The sequence below is a fragment of the Planktotalea sp. genome (genome assembly GCF_018607995.1).
In the GTDB taxonomy this organism is placed as follows: domain Bacteria; phylum Pseudomonadota; class Alphaproteobacteria; order Rhodobacterales; family Rhodobacteraceae; genus Planktotalea.
The window spans coordinates 372442-386487 of sequence record NZ_JABBAL010000023.1 but is presented as its reverse complement, the minus strand read 5'-3'; the positions used below and the strand labels follow the sequence as shown (position 1 = coordinate 386487).

Below are 14046 nucleotides of genomic sequence, written 5' to 3'. Positions count from 1 at the left end.
AGCCTCCGAAACCTGCTTGCACAGGAGGTAGCCCGCGCAGCCCTCTCTTACAAGGTTACACAAGAAAGGCCGCGTTGTGAAACGCGGCCTTTCTTGTTAGAATCTGACCTAATCTATTGGATGCGCTGGCCATTCGCGAGGATGTGACCCTCTTCATTGATCTCGATCTTCGTCGTGAGAGAGTCTTCGCCCTCACCAGGGCGCGTAAACAGACCCATCATCATGCGCGCTCCCATGGCTTGCTCTTGCGGCAAAAGGCCCATTTGAACCAGCTTGTTCATCAACTCATTTCCGCCGACGAGAGCGACATCAACGCCGCCTGTGGGCTTAGGAAATCCGTCAAAGCTTTCTAGATCGTTGTAATCAAGGGTGAAATCACCCGTACCTGACAGCTTTGCGCCCGCCGCGGAAACAAGCAAATTGCGCAGGGTGATCGCGGTTAATTCAGCAGGCATCGCGTCACCCGTTTCGACGGCTGCCATCTGCTCTGGATCAAAGAAATCGAACAGCATCTTCGCCTTGCCCACGAGATCCAAAGAAATTATCACGGGATCGCGCGGCAGAACATTGCCCGCATCCAGCATGGACCAAAGGTCATCAGAGGTCACAAAATCAGCGAGCGTGAGACCAAAAGCAAAATCACTTGGCGTGTCGGTTTTTGCAACTGGGATCAGCAAGTTGAACGCAATTTCACCAAGACCTGCAACGACGGGCAGCGGGATTTCAGCACTATTCAAATTGAAGTTCACGCCTATGCTTGATCCGGTATATTCAAGGAGATCCTTGTTCATCTTCACGGCAATCGTCGCGGTTTTAGCGCCGCTCGACCCGTTCATCGTGTAGCCAACATCGGTGAATGAAAACGTTGTCTGAGAGCCCGTGTAGCTGATGTCACCATCCACTGCGAAGCCGTCAGCCAGTGCGTTTGCGACGTTCTTCGGGTCCATGCTCGCAGGTAAAAAGGAGTCGATCGAAAAGCTAAATGACGCCATTTCACCGTTGAAATTCACGCCGTCATCGCTGCTTGGATCTTTGAAGGTAACCGCGTACGTCGTCGCGCCAAGCGCCATGTTTTGCGCGATTTTACGCAAGGCTCCTGGTACCATCACGGATTGGCCACTTAGGTTTTGTGAAGTGAATGACACGTTCAACGCGCCCTCTGGCATTGTTTCACCTTCAACAGCCAGCTCATTTAGGACGATGCCTATCTGGTCTGCCGTGTAGTCGTAGATCACTTTGCTTGGATCACCGCTGGCGCGCATGTTCATGTTTCGCATGGTGTAATCGAGCGAGCCTTTGACCGCCTCGCCCTCGGGACCCGCCGCCTCGAAGAACACAGGCATCACTTCAGGAAAGACGAGGTTAACCGTTCCATCACCATTCTCGACAAAATCGACTTTGCCTAAATTCATTGCAAACTCGCCCTGACCCTCTGGCATGGGCACAGACATTTTCAAACCGTTGATCGATAGGGTATTGCCGGACATCGTTTCTTGTCCTTCAACTGCGTAGCCAAAGCCGGCCATGTAGGACTGCCAATCGGTCCATATGTCCTTGGCGCTAACATCTGCAGAGGCGGAGGTCGCAAAAAAAACAAGCGAAGTGGTGCTGAAAATAGCAGAGCGAAGCGTCATAATTTTAGTCCTTAAAGGCATAATTTGCCTTGCAGATTTGACCGAGCTTGGGGCAACGTCAAGACGGAGCGCTGTTTGCTGAGTTATACGGCGATAATCCCCCGAATGGTAAGGACAGGCTTATGTCAAAGATTTCAGGAAAAACTGCGATAATTACCGGTGCGAGCCGTGGGATTGGCGAAGCGACGGCGCGTTTGTTTGCCGATCAAGGGGTCAATGTTGTGCTTTTGGCGCGCAGCGGGTCGCAGATTGAAGTGATTGCAAAAGACATCGGCAGTGCGGCGCTCGCGGTCCTTTGTGATGTGAGCAATTATGCGGAAATGGAGGCGGCCGTTGCCCAAGCCCATGCACATTTTGGCAGCGTTGACATTTTGATTAACAATGCAGGTGTGATCGAGCCGATTTCACGCCTCTCTGACGTGGACCCGATTGCGTGGGCACGTGCTATAGACATCAACCTTACGGGAGTTTTCAATGGGATGCGGGCGGTCTTGCCGCATATGCAGAGGGCTAAGGCGGGGACAATTTTGACGGTCAGCTCTGGCGCGGCGCAAAATCCGATTGAAGGATGGTCGCACTATTGTAGCTCTAAAGCGGGTGCCGCAATGTTGACGGGCTGCGCGCATATTGAAAACGCGGAGTTTGGCGTTCGCTGCATGGGTCTTTCGCCGGGTACAGTCGCCACGCAAATGCAACGCGACATTAAGAAATCTGGGATCAATCCTGTCAGTAAGTTGGACTGGGAGATCCACATTCCCGCAGATTGGCCCGCGCGCACGCTCTTTTGGATGTGCGGTGCGGATGCGGATGATTGGCTAGGTCAGGAAATTTCGCTGCGCAACGCAGATATTCGGACGCGGGTTGGTCTAGAATGATCGATCTTTCAAAAGCCAATGGACTTTGGACTGTCACGATCAATCGACCGGATAAAGCCAATTCATTGACCTCGGATATGCTGCAGGAACTTACAAAAATCGCATCCTCTGCACAGGACGCACGTGCGCTCGTCTTGACTGGCACGGGTCGTGTGTTCAGCGCGGGCGCTGATCTGGAGGAAGCCAAGGCAGGTTTGGCGCTATCCCCAGTTTGGGAAGAACTGTCTGCCGCAATTGTTGCGCTGCCGTGCCTAACGATTGCTGCGCTGAATGGAACTCTCGCGGGCGGCGCGATGGGCATGGCATTGGCCTGCGATCTGCGTTTGGCCGTGCCGAGCGCGAAGTTTTTCTATCCCGTAATGAAGCTTGGCTTTTTGCCGCAGCCTTCGGATCCTGCGCGTTTGCGTGCGCTGGTCGGACCTGCGCGTACAAAACTGATCCTCATGGGTGGTCAAAAAATCACCGCAGAGGCTGCGTTACAATTCGGTCTGATTGATCAAGTATGTGAACCAGATGCGCTTCTTGAAACGGCGCGGGGCATCGCTACGGATTGCATCGCAGCAGATCCCGAGCTGGTGGCGCAGATCAAAAACATGTGCAGTTTCTAGTGGTCGCTTGTGTGATGCGCGTCAGTTGCCTTGTCGCGCGATATCGGTAACAAGAACACCGTTCACAACATCGCCTAGAACCGAAACCGCGGCTTGCTTTAAAGCCTTGCGCATACGGATCAGACTTTCCGTGGTTGCAAAAGCCACGTCAAAGCCGCCAAGGCTTGCGTGATCAAACAGCGCTTGCAGAAACGTATCGCGAAGTTTTGATGTGGGAGCGCTAAAGTTGACAGCTCATGCTTCCGATCAATGTGTCGAAAGCTTATTCTAGCTCTTATTTTCGACACACATTGAACACTTTCGTCAACGTTTCGTCTTGGTTGAACGCCAGAAAACTATTGAAGCAACACCTCATTTTTGGTGCTTTTATAATTACGTTTGCCCTATTTAGTCAGGTATCTCGCCGATATTTTTGCCTTTAAGGTGAGCGTTGTGAGTTGAACCATCCACTTTTCCCCGCCTCAACTGTCATTGATTCGGAAACAATTGAGAGGTTGCGCAAGATTGTTTTGTTCATCTGCGTCTTTGGGAATTATTTGGCCTGCCAATCCAAGAATATTGCCACATTTAAGGTCCATGCGGTTCGAGACGGACTCTTTTGTGAATTTGAAGTGCCAAATCAACTTTGATGGCTCTTCAGAGCCTGCAAAAAATTTGAAAAAAACCTTCATTTGACGCTAGGGAAGCCATAAAATTCCTCCCGAAACTCAAAGGATGTCGTCCTAATAGCGAATCAGTTGGCCCCGTTTGGGCGCTGCATTTAGCATCATTCGAAAATACGTTTCGCTTTTTAAGTGAGCCACATTCCCAAAACAGCTCTTGGCATTTCTCATGTCAAAGCGCGTCTTCGAAGGCTTATGACGAGCCCAAGGGTCAAAACGACAAGTGCGATGATGCTCCCTATCGTCAGGCCCTCGCCCAAGATCAACAGTCCCAAAAGTGCGCCGCCACCTGGAACTGCAGCCAAAATAAAGGCTGTATTGCCATTTCCGATCGTGCGCGACGCGTGGGCGACAAACAGCAGGCCAATAAGATTGGGCACAAAACCTTGGTAAATCGCTTGCAACAAAAACGGTGCCATTGGCGCAGTCCCTATACTTGAGGGAAGCCAAAGCGCCCAAATAGGCATATAAAGCGCCGCATTCACGATTGTGCCGCAAAATATAATTTGCATCGCACCCAACTGCCAACGCTCTGCTAAGATCATGTAGAGCGAGAAAAACAAAGCGCCGATAAGGAAGAAGAGATCACCGATCCAAACATCAGCACCGCTGTCGCTATTTGCATTCCACGCCAAAATAATTGTGGACACGAGAATGAGCAGCCCGCCGAACACCTGCTTTTTGCTTGGGAAGAGGCGCATAAGGGCGATGCTCAACAAAACGCTGAAGATGGGCAGCACGCCATTCATAAAGATGCCCCCATGCGCGGCAGGCGCATAGATGAATCCAGCAAAGACAAACAGGATGTAGACCGGCCCTAGCACAAATGAGAGCACAGCAATCTGAATCAACCGAAGTCCGCGCCAGGGTTTGTAATAAAGACAAAGCGGTCCCGCGATTAGCGTGGCTAAACCATAACGCAGCGCGGCAAGATCATAGATCGTCAAACCACTGTCATTAGCAAGCCTGCTTACAATCAGCCAAAACGACCACACCAGCACAATGCACCAGGCCGCAGCATAGCCCGTTACGTGAGGAGAAAAACGGATGCGCATATCGGTTCGGATCTAGCTTTTGCTGGGAAGTTAATGGTGCCGCAGGGGAGAATTGAACTCCCGACCTCGTCATTACCAATGACGCGCTCTACCACTGAGCTACAACGGCGCCGTGTGGGCGGCTGATTAGACCCAATTTTGCACTCGTGCAAGCGTAATCTGGACGCTGTCAACTGCCTAGGTTACAGAAGGCAGATGAACGATCGGAATGACCCCAAAAAGCAAAGCACCAAGCCGAATTCCCGCGAGGATCGGCTCAAAGCGGCGTTGAAAGCGAATTTAGGGCGGCGTAAAGCGCAAGCAAAAACGCGCACGAAAGCACAGATAGAGCAAACGTCCAAGGGCGATACATAAAGAGTAGGCAGGCACATGGATTCAATTCTGGTCAAAGCTAATGGCGCATTGAACGGGCAAATCCCGATTGCGGGTGCGAAGAATACCGTTCTCAAACTCATGTGCGCTGTTCTTTTGACGGAAGAACCTTTGACGCTCACGAATGTCCCACGCCTTGCGGATATTGGAACGCTGAGCGACGTTCTTGAATCGCTCGGTTGCGAGATTGCGCAACTTTCCAATGGTCGTGTGCTGGCGCTGAATGCGACTGAACTCACCTCTCATAAAGCTGACTATGATCTGGTGCGCAAACTGCGTGCATCGTTCAACGTACTTGGCCCCATGCTGGCTCGTGCGGGCGAGGCGATTGTGTCCATGCCCGGTGGCTGCGCGATTGGCGCGCGCGCGGTGGATATGCATCTTGATGCATTGGAGCGTTTGGGCGCGAACATTGAACTGAAGGACGGCTATGTCCACGCGACTGCGCCAAATGGCTTGAAAGGTGCAGAAATTCCGCTGCGCTTCGCGTCTGTTGGTGCGACTGAAAACGCGATGATGGCTGCGTGTCTGGCCAAAGGCACGACCGTGATCAAAAACGCTGCGCGAGAGCCTGACACGAAAGCGCTCGCCGATTGCTTGATTGCAATGGGCGCACAGATCGAGGGCGCAGGCACCGACATGATCACCATTCAAGGCGTCGAAAAACTGTACGGCGTAACCCAAGCTGTCATTCCAGATCGCATCGAAATGGGCACGTTTATGATCGCTCCGATGATCGCGGGCGGTTCTGTCGAGTTGCTGGGTGGTCGTATGGATTTAATCCCGTCTTTCGCAGAAAAGATGGAAGATGCAGGCGCAATTCTGGAAGAAACCAAGCACGGTTTGAAGGTCACCAATCCTGGCAATGGCATTAAGTCAGTTAATGTCATAACCGAACCTTTCCCGGGATTTCCAACCGACCTTCAGGCGCAATTCATGGCAATGATGTGCTTTGCGGATGGTGTTAGCGTACTTAACGAAACCATTTTTGAGAACCGCTTTATGCACGCGCCCGAACTGCTGCGCATGGGAGCTAATGTGGAAGTGCAGGGCGGCACAGCGACTGTCACGGGGGTTGAGAAGATGAACGGTGCTCAAGTGATGGCGACAGACCTTCGTGCCTCGGTCTCCTTGATCCTTGCTGGACTTCGCGCGGAAGGCGAAACACAGGTAAACCGCGTCTACCACCTTGATCGCGGTTATGAACGCATCGAGCAAAAGCTCAGCGCTGTTGGCGCAACCATCGAACGGGTTCAAGGATCATGAGCGAAGACGCACGCTTTGAAGACGGTGGTGAAGCGCCGCTTAATATCGGTGCCCTTGATGGCGATGACCTCAAGGTGATTTCCGCGTTGATACAGGATGGCGTTTTTCCGGCTAATGAAATGCACTTTGCCCGCAAGGACCGCCGTTTCGCGATTCTACTCAACCGATTCCGTTGGGAAGAGGGTAGCAAAAGTACGCCCGAACGGGTGCAATCAGTTCTCAACGTGTCTGAGGTGAACAACGTGTCCAGCCAAGGAATTGATCGCAACAATGCAGATATGATCCTGTCGGTTTTGAGTGTGGAGTTTGAAGAAACCAAAGCACCCTCTGGCAATGTGACGCTGACGCTTGCAGGTGACGGTGCTATCCGACTGGACGTCGAAGCGCTTGATGTGGCATTGAAGGATGTCACGCGCCCCTATGTGGCACCTTCGAAAAAAGCGCCCACCCACGATTGATTAAAGCGACGGAAATTTGCGCGCCTTTCATATCATCTCGTATAAGATAAAATGGGATTTGATACGATGCACCGCCTTTTGATACCTCTGACCTTCCTATCGCTTCTCCTTTCCGGCGCGATCTTTGGTTTTTCTACGCTTGAATCTGCTCTACGATGTGGGGGTTAAACATACTTGATGCTAATTCTGCCATCGCGGCGATGAATGCGATGAATATATCTGTGCGCAATGGCGTTTTCATGCATGTGTTCTTCGGCATGCCTGTGGTTTTACTCATCACCGCGCTGGTTGCGTTTCTCTTAAAACAACGCAAAGTCGCAGCACTGTCGGGTTTTGCTGGTTTCATCTATATCGCTGGCGCATTTATTCCGACCGTAAATATCAACGTCCCAATGAACATCGCGCTGGAAGTCTATTCAGAACCGCTCCCATCGAAGAGGCAGATGCGATCTGGGCCGAATATTCGCCACGCTGGCAGTTTTGGAACACATTCCGCACAATTGTCGCTGTGGTTTCGTTTCTGCTCGTTGGTCTTGCGCTCACCACACTGCCGCGCCGCAGCTAAGCACCCTTGAGGCTCCCCATGTCGCGCGCTAAGTCAAGGCGCAGACATGAGGGATGCCAATGCCGCAATTTCTAAGTACAACTGACGCCGACTTTGAAACCCGCTTCACGGCGGTTCTAAACGCGAAACGTGAAGATAGCCCTGATGTGGATGCGATTGTTGCAGACATAATTGCAGACGTGCGCACACGCGGTGATGCGGCTTTGATTGATCTCACTTCCAAGTTTGATCACATGGATTTGACCCCAAATACGCTCGCCTTCTCGCTAGATGAAATCGAAGCCGCCTGCGCGTCAGTTTCCGATGCAGAACGTGCTGCACTCGAACTCGCGGCAGCGCGCATTCGTGCATATCACGAACGTCAAATGCCCGAGGATGCGAGCTGGACAGATGAGGCAGGTGCCACGCTTGGCTGGCGCTGGACGCCTGTTTCTGCGGCGGGTCTTTATGTGCCGGGGGGCCTCGCCTCTTACCCATCCTCGGTGTTGATGAACGCGATCCCTGCTAAGGTTGCAGGTGTAGAACGCCTCGCCATCGTTGTACCCACGCCAGGTGGCGTCGCGAACCCTGCGGTTCTGCTGGCCGCGCGTATCGCGGGTGTTGATGAAATTTACCGTATTGGTGGAGCGCAAGCGATTGCAGCACTCGCCTATGGAACCGACACGATCAAACCCGTCGATAAAATCACAGGGCCTGGCAACGCTTTTGTCGCGGCGGCCAAGCGTCGTGTGTTTGGCAAAGTAGGTATTGATATGATCGCGGGTCCCTCTGAAATCCTCGTGATTGCGGACAAAGACAACGATCCCGACTGGATCGCGCTTGATCTGCTTAGCCAAGCAGAACACGACGAAAGTGCGCAATCGCTGTTGATCACGGACGATGCTGGTTTTGGTCAAGCAGTGGCGCGGGCGGTTGAGGAACGTCTTGAAACGCTTGAACGTCACGCCATCGCTGGGGCGTCATGGCGGCAATATGGCGCTGTAATCACTGTGAAAAAACTTGATGAAGCCGCAGAATTGTCCAATCGCATCGCACCAGAACATCTGGAACTCTGCGTGGCAGACCCTGACGCACTCAGCGTCAAATGTGTGCACGCAGGCGCAATCTTTCTTGGCCAATGGACGCCCGAAGCGATTGGCGACTACATCGGCGGCCCGAACCATGTTCTTCCAACTGCACGCTCTGCGCGGTTCTCGTCGGGACTGTCTGTTATGGACTTTGTAAAGCGCACGACGCTTGCGCGCATGTCGTCCGAATCCTTGCGCGCGATCGGCCCAGCTGCTGAAATCCTCGCAACATCTGAAAGCCTAGAGGCACATGGACTATCCGTGACTGCCCGTTTGCAAAAATTGAATGAGTAACAGTCCAATGTCCTGCATTACCAGTATCGAAATTGACGACCGCAATCTGCCCGCGCCCACACATGAGATCGAGCAAGAGCGCAAGGTCGCGGTCTTTGACCTACTTGAGGATAACACCTTCACGCTGCCTGCACACGATGATCGCGACACGCCAGCGGGGCCCTATGATCTAACGCTCGCGATCCGCGAAAAGCGGCTGGTGTTTGATATTAAGACTGAAGCAAAAGAACCCGCAGCGGAGTTCCATCTCTCCCTGGGTCCATTTCGCCAAGTAGTCAAAGATTACTTCCAAATTTGCGAGAGCTATTTCTCCGCGGTGAAAAACCTGCCTCCCAGCCAAATCGAAGCCATCGACATGGCACGGCGCGGGATTCACATGGAGGGCAGCCGCATTTTGCAAGAACGCCTAGAGGGTAAGGCAGAGATCGACATCGACACAGCCCGCCGACTGTTCACCCTCATCTGCGTTTTGCATTTTGGGGGATAGAGTGCTCAAACAGCTTCCCCAATCGGTGCTTTTTTGCTGTGATCACAACGCTGTACGCTCGCCGATGGCGGAAGGGATCATGAAGAAATTATACGGGCACGAGACCTATGTGCAATCTGTTGGCGTTTATAATGATTTGGAAATCGACGGATTTTCAATCGCTGTTTGCGCAGAAATGGGCGTCGAATTACAACGACATCGCTCACGTTCTTTCGATGAGATGGAGCAGTTTGGCGATGATCTCAGCTCTTTCGATTTGATCGTTGCGCTCTCACCCGCCAGCCAACGTCGCGCATTGGAATTGACCCGTATTTTTCATCTTGAGGTCGAATATTGGCCGACCATGGACCCGACTGGATTAGGTAAAACGCGTGAGGCTAAGTTGGATGCCTACCGCCAGTCGCGTGAACAGATAATTCAACAACTCAAAGGGAAATGGGGCGCGCCGAACTAGTCCGTTTCCGCCAAGGCAATCATCAAACGCACCAACGTTGCCATAGGTGTCGTGCCAGCGCTGTCGTCATCATCTGGCAGTTCTTGCAGGACAATTAGCGACGCATAGCAAATGCGCGGTAGGTCCGGGTTAGCCATGTCCATCGCGCTAAATATGTCTTGCAAATAAGCTAGTCTCGTTTTGTCCACGCGGGCCAAAGCGGCGGCAACATTCTTATCAGCATGCGCCCATGCTTGGATCGCAGGCTCCGTACCGACACCGCCATAGTCTTCCTGCGGGGTCGTCGCTAGTTGCAAAAGCGCGCGTAGTTTTGCGGCAGGCGTTGGGATCGGATCAAGGGCCGCTATGATATCTTGGGTCGCTTTTTCTTCCCAATGGCTCAGCATCTGTTCTTGAAACGCTGGCACGTATTTGAAGTGCCAATAGAAGGATCCCTTGGTGGTCCCTAAGTCCCGCGCGAGGGGTTCTGCTTTCAACGCTTGTGGGCCTTTCGTCGTCAAAGCGCGAAATCCGGCGGCGATCCAATCGGTCTGTGACAATCTGCTCATACCGTTACATACGCTAGCTTATTGACAGGTTTAAGCGCGCTTTAGATACGCTTGCGTATGGAAAATCAAAAGCCGAACATAGCAATTTGGAGTGCAGCCGGTTTTATGGGCCTTACGACAGTGGTTCACCTGTTTGCCGGGCCGCCTGAAATTATGAGTCCAATTCTTCAGGCGAATTTGCGTCCTGTTATCAGAGCGATAGCGATGGTGGTCTGGCATGTGGCCAAGCTCTTGCTGGCGCTCATGACATTTGGCATCGCCTATTTCACAAAATTCCGAAACGCGGGGCTATCGCTCTTTATCATTTTGATTCAACTCAGTTTTGCAGGACTTTTTCTGTGGTACAACATCACGCTGTTCAGCGTGCTATTCGCGCTGCCCCAATGGACTGTCTTTCTGATCGTCCCTGTATTGATGGATTATGCACAGCTTAAAGACGCGTAACAACAGCTAAGCACCGCGCACCCAAAAACGCGCACAATTGGGTTGTGGCCAAGATCAGCCTCCATGCGCCGCTCCCCGGCGGAGGCACCCGCGCTGGGGCGAACTTCGACGATTTTCTTGAGTTGTCCCATCGCGCCCATGTCGATGTTGTAGGTGATAGAGCGATCAGTGACGTGCGCCACCGTTTGGCTGCCTTTGGCGTCTTTACCATCAAAATGAAAACCGGAACCGACGCCGCTTGAGGGGCCAAAGAGCGTGATTTTAAGGTTCTCGTAAGACGCCTTATAGGGTTTAATCTATTGATATCCTTCGTTAGACGCGAACAACGCGATCACGTCACTTGGGCTCGCATCAACCTGTGCAGAGCGCGTAACGGTCACTTCACGTGGCAAAAGTTGTATGGCCAGTAAGGTCACTGCAATCACGCCCGCACCGATTGCGGCTGTTGTTAGAATATTCATTTTTAGTCTCCTCATGTATGCAAAGCAAAAGCGCTTTCATGAGGATGACGAATAAAGATCGGCCCAATCGACAGTCAGTGAATTTCGAAAAATTTTTTCGAAAAAAGAAAAACCCTCATCACGAAGATGTCGAGGGCTGTTCAAACTATAGGTGCTCAGCGCGTGCTACCCGAGAAGACGACGCGCGATAACCTGAGCTTGAATTTCGGCAGCACCCTCAAAAATATTTAGGATCCGCGCGTCACATAGAATGCGCGAGATCTTGTATTCCAGCGCAAAACCATTGCCGCCATGGATCTGCAATGCATTGTCTGCTGCCGTCCAAGCAACACGCGCACCCAGCAATTTCGCCATGCCAGCCTCAAGATCGCAACGACGACCTTCATCCTTTTCGCGTGCAGAAAAATAGGTGAGCTGACGCGCTACCATGATTTCCACCGCCATCATCGCCAGTTTGCTAGACACACGTGGAAAATTGATCAGACTTTTACCAAATTGCCTACGATCCTCCGCATATTGCATCCCAATATCGAGCGCGGATTGCGCTACACCAATCGCACGCGCCGCTGTTTGAATGCGTGCGCTCTCAAAGGTTTCCATAAGCTGTTTGAAACCTTTGCCCTCTTCACCGCCAAGCAGGTTCTCAACCTTCACGTGGAAACCATCAAACGCGAGTTCATATTCTTTCATACCGCGATAGCCGAGCACTTCGATTTCTCCGCCGGTCATGCCTTCCGTCGGGAATGGGTTCTCTTCGGTGCCGGGCTTTTTTTCGGCCAAGAACATCGACAGGCCTTTGTAATTGTCCGTTTCAGGGTCTGTGCGTGCGAGTAACGTCATGATCTGCGTGCGCGTCGCATGGGTGATCCACGTCTTGTTGCCCGTGATTTTATAGTCGCCGTTGTCATCCTTCACGGCGCGCGTGCGCAGGGCACCAAGGTCAGAGCCTGTGTTCGGTTCCGTAAACACAGCCGTTGGCAAAGTATCGGCAGAGGCCAGTTGCGGAAGCCATTTCTGTTTTTGCTCTTCTGTGCCGCCTGCGATTATCAACTCCGCTGCGATCTCAGAACGCGTACCGAGCGAACCGACACCGATATATCCGCGCGACAATTCCTCCGAGACAACGCACATAGACGCTTTCGATAGCCCGAACCCTCCGTATTCCTCTGGAATGGTCAGACCAAATACGCCCATCTCCGCCAATTCGTCGATGACCTCCATCGGGATCAATTCATCCTTGAGGTGCCATTCGTGCGCGTGCGGCTCTATCTTTTCGACAGAGTAACGACGGAACTGATCGCGGATCATTTCCAGCTCTTCATCGAGCCCGGAGGTGCCATACATCGTGGCACCCTTTTGCTCTTGCATCAGTCCAACCAAACGCGTGCGCGCGGCTTGTGTGTTGCCGCCTTGCGTCAAAGTCCTCACCGAGGCGTCCATCATAGCACGCACATCTTCCTGCTCAAGGCCGAGATCTTGCAATCGCAGAATCTCTCCCTGATTCATCGGAATGCCGCCATAGATCTGCCAGAGGTACTCACCAAAAGTGATCTGAAGCAGCAGTTGCTCCAGCTCGTTGAAGCCACCTTCCGCCTGTTGACGCTCGGCCCAGCCTTGCATCTGACGTAGACTTTCTACATAGGTCGCGAGCCACGCTAAACCATGACTAGCCGTTTGATTTTCTTCAATAAGTCTTCCAGAAATACGATCATTTTCTGACACCGTTGCGCGCAGTTTCTTGCGTGCGATGTCAAAGATCGCCTCAACAGGGTCAAGCGCTGCTTTGGTTAATTGCAAAAGATTGGGCAAAATTACGGTGGCTGTCAAAGTCATGTCTTGTCCATCACGCGGCATCGGGCATCTCCTGAAAAGCGGTTACCCCGGAATAATCCTTTCGCAATTGCAGCGCAACTTAAATGCGCACGAAGATCGATAATTGTTTTTATATTACGCATTGATCCTCTTGCGCCGCGCGCTACGCCAGGGCTCGCGGTGGCATGCTTGCCCTGATATGTCACTTCTATGGACGCTATTCTTTCGATTCTAACGCTGCCTTTGTTTATCATGACGCTTTTCATCGCCTTTTTCGCAGGTGTGATCAAAGGCATTGTTGGCTTTGCGATGCCGACCATTTTGCTCTCTGGCATCAGCACCTTCACCGCGCCCGATCTCGCGCTTGCAGCACTGTTGCTGCCGACGCTCGTGACCAACGCGATGCAGATCTTTCGCTATGGTATTCGCGATGTATGGCAAACGATCAAACGCTTCAAAGTGTTCCTTGGCGTTGGTGCATTTATGATGTTTGGCGCGGCGCAATTGGTGCCTTTGCTGCCCGCACGCACGCTTTTGTTGATCATCGGTATTGCGATCACGGGTTTCGCAATTTGGCAGTTGTCTGGTCGCGCGCCTAAACCGGGCGCGTACGGCCAAAGCAAAGGCCTCGACGTGGGGATCGGTGCGTTTGCGGGCCTGATTGGTGGCGTGTCTGGGATGTGGGGGCCGCCGACTGTCGCGTATCTGACGATGATTGGCACTGAAAAAAAACAGCAAATGTTAGCCCAAGGCGTGATCTACGGTCTTGGTGCGGTGCTGCTGGTTATTGGTCATACGAAGTCGGGCATTTTGAACAGTGCGACTTTGCCGCTGTCGATGTCGCTTTTGCCAACAGCGATCCTTGGGATGTGGCTTGGCGGTAGAATTTCCGATCAATTCGATCAGGCGATGTTTCGAAAAATGACCTTGCTGATCTTGATCATCGGTGGATTAAACCTGCTGCGGCGTGGCATGTTTGGTTAG

General features: G+C 52.4%; 18 protein-coding genes and 1 tRNA gene. 11 read left to right on the top strand and 8 right to left on the bottom strand.

Annotation, left to right across the window (positions count from 1 at the left end):
• Window positions 1-113: 113 nt before the first annotated feature.
• A complete protein-coding gene (locus QZ280_RS10405) occupies window positions 114-1634 on the bottom strand; it encodes a DUF2125 domain-containing protein (protein ID WP_293443653.1) in 1521 nt (506 codons plus the stop codon).
• A 122-nt stretch (window positions 1635-1756) separates the two neighbouring features.
• On the opposite strand from QZ280_RS10405, the gene QZ280_RS10400 reads away from it, so the two are divergent.
• Window positions 1757-2509, top strand: a complete 753-nt coding sequence (locus QZ280_RS10400; protein ID WP_293443650.1) for an SDR family oxidoreductase — start codon at window positions 1757-1759, stop codon at window positions 2507-2509.
• Window positions 2506-3117, top strand: a complete 612-nt coding sequence (locus QZ280_RS10395) for an enoyl-CoA hydratase/isomerase family protein (RefSeq protein ID WP_293443647.1) — start codon at window positions 2506-2508, stop codon at window positions 3115-3117. The genes QZ280_RS10400 and QZ280_RS10395 overlap by 4 nt, the downstream gene beginning before the upstream one ends.
• A gap of 21 nt (window positions 3118-3138) precedes the next feature.
• Here the strand turns inward: QZ280_RS10395 and QZ280_RS10390 are convergent, their stop codons facing one another.
• The 3 genes from QZ280_RS10390 to QZ280_RS10380 all read right to left on the bottom strand — a co-directional run bounded on the left by QZ280_RS10390 (window position 3139) and on the right by QZ280_RS10380 (window position 4943).
• Entirely contained in the window at window positions 3139-3264 is a 126-nt protein-coding gene (locus QZ280_RS10390) for a hypothetical protein (protein WP_293443644.1), read from the bottom strand.
• A gap of 682 nt (window positions 3265-3946) precedes the next feature.
• On the bottom strand, window positions 3947-4834 hold the full coding sequence (locus QZ280_RS10385) for a DMT family transporter (protein ID WP_293443641.1): 888 nt from the start codon (window positions 4832-4834) through the stop codon (window positions 3947-3949).
• A 34-nt stretch (window positions 4835-4868) separates the two neighbouring features.
• Window positions 4869-4943 (bottom strand) — tRNA-Thr (locus QZ280_RS10380).
• Between the two features lie 86 nt (window positions 4944-5029).
• Here QZ280_RS10380 and QZ280_RS10375 point away from each other — a divergent pair.
• From QZ280_RS10375 to QZ280_RS10345, 7 genes are all read left to right on the top strand, one after another.
• A complete protein-coding gene (locus QZ280_RS10375; RefSeq protein WP_293443638.1) occupies window positions 5030-5188 on the top strand; it encodes a hypothetical protein in 159 nt (52 codons plus the stop codon).
• Window positions 5189-5203: 15 nt separating this feature from the next.
• Window positions 5204-6472 (top strand): UDP-N-acetylglucosamine 1-carboxyvinyltransferase, encoded by a 1269-nt coding sequence (murA, locus tag QZ280_RS10370; RefSeq protein ID WP_293443636.1) that lies wholly within the window; start codon window positions 5204-5206, stop codon window positions 6470-6472.
• Window positions 6469-6930 carry a DUF2948 family protein gene (locus QZ280_RS10365; RefSeq protein WP_293443634.1) on the top strand — a complete coding sequence of 154 codons (462 nt, stop codon included), beginning with the start codon at window positions 6469-6471 and terminating at the stop codon, window positions 6928-6930. Before murA ends, QZ280_RS10365 begins: the two co-directional genes overlap by 4 nt.
• A 209-nt stretch (window positions 6931-7139) precedes the next feature.
• Window positions 7140-7505, top strand: a complete 366-nt coding sequence (locus tag QZ280_RS10360) for a hypothetical protein (RefSeq protein WP_293443632.1) — start codon at window positions 7140-7142, stop codon at window positions 7503-7505.
• Window positions 7506-7554: 49 nt separating this feature from the next.
• Entirely contained in the window at window positions 7555-8856 is a 1302-nt protein-coding gene (hisD, locus tag QZ280_RS10355; protein WP_293443630.1) for a histidinol dehydrogenase, read from the top strand.
• Window positions 8857-8863: 7 nt separating this feature from the next.
• Window positions 8864-9343 (top strand): UPF0262 family protein, encoded by a 480-nt coding sequence (locus QZ280_RS10350; protein ID WP_293443764.1) that lies wholly within the window; start codon window positions 8864-8866, stop codon window positions 9341-9343.
• A 1-nt stretch (window position 9344) separates the two neighbouring features.
• Window positions 9345-9797 (top strand): low molecular weight phosphatase family protein, encoded by a 453-nt coding sequence (locus QZ280_RS10345; RefSeq protein ID WP_293443628.1) that lies wholly within the window; start codon window positions 9345-9347, stop codon window positions 9795-9797.
• On the opposite strand, the gene QZ280_RS10340 is transcribed toward QZ280_RS10345, so the two are convergent.
• Complete coding sequence (locus tag QZ280_RS10340) at window positions 9794-10345, bottom strand: TetR/AcrR family transcriptional regulator (protein ID WP_293443626.1); 552 nt, start codon at window positions 10343-10345, stop codon at window positions 9794-9796. The two genes, QZ280_RS10345 and QZ280_RS10340, sit on opposite strands and share 4 nt — an antisense overlap.
• Window positions 10346-10402: 57 nt before the next feature.
• Here QZ280_RS10340 and QZ280_RS10335 point away from each other — a divergent pair, with 57 nt between their 5' ends.
• On the top strand, window positions 10403-10789 hold the full coding sequence (locus tag QZ280_RS10335) for a hypothetical protein (protein WP_293443624.1): 387 nt from the start codon (window positions 10403-10405) through the stop codon (window positions 10787-10789).
• Here the strand turns inward: QZ280_RS10335 and QZ280_RS10330 are convergent.
• From QZ280_RS10330 to QZ280_RS10320, 3 genes are all read right to left on the bottom strand, one after another.
• Window positions 10765-10971, bottom strand: coding sequence for a hypothetical protein (locus tag QZ280_RS10330; protein ID WP_293443622.1), 207 nt, complete (start codon window positions 10969-10971; stop codon window positions 10765-10767). The two genes, QZ280_RS10335 and QZ280_RS10330, sit on opposite strands and share 25 nt — an antisense overlap.
• Window positions 10972-11085: 114 nt before the next feature.
• On the bottom strand, window positions 11086-11250 hold the full coding sequence (locus tag QZ280_RS10325; RefSeq protein ID WP_293443619.1) for a hypothetical protein: 165 nt from the start codon (window positions 11248-11250) through the stop codon (window positions 11086-11088).
• Between the two features lie 165 nt (window positions 11251-11415).
• Complete coding sequence (locus QZ280_RS10320; protein ID WP_293443616.1) at window positions 11416-13104, bottom strand: acyl-CoA dehydrogenase family protein; 1689 nt, start codon at window positions 13102-13104, stop codon at window positions 11416-11418.
• 168 nt (window positions 13105-13272) lie between these two features.
• On the opposite strand from QZ280_RS10320, the gene QZ280_RS10315 reads away from it, so the two are divergent.
• Window positions 13273-14046, top strand: a complete 774-nt coding sequence (locus QZ280_RS10315; protein ID WP_293443613.1) for a sulfite exporter TauE/SafE family protein — start codon at window positions 13273-13275, stop codon at window positions 14044-14046.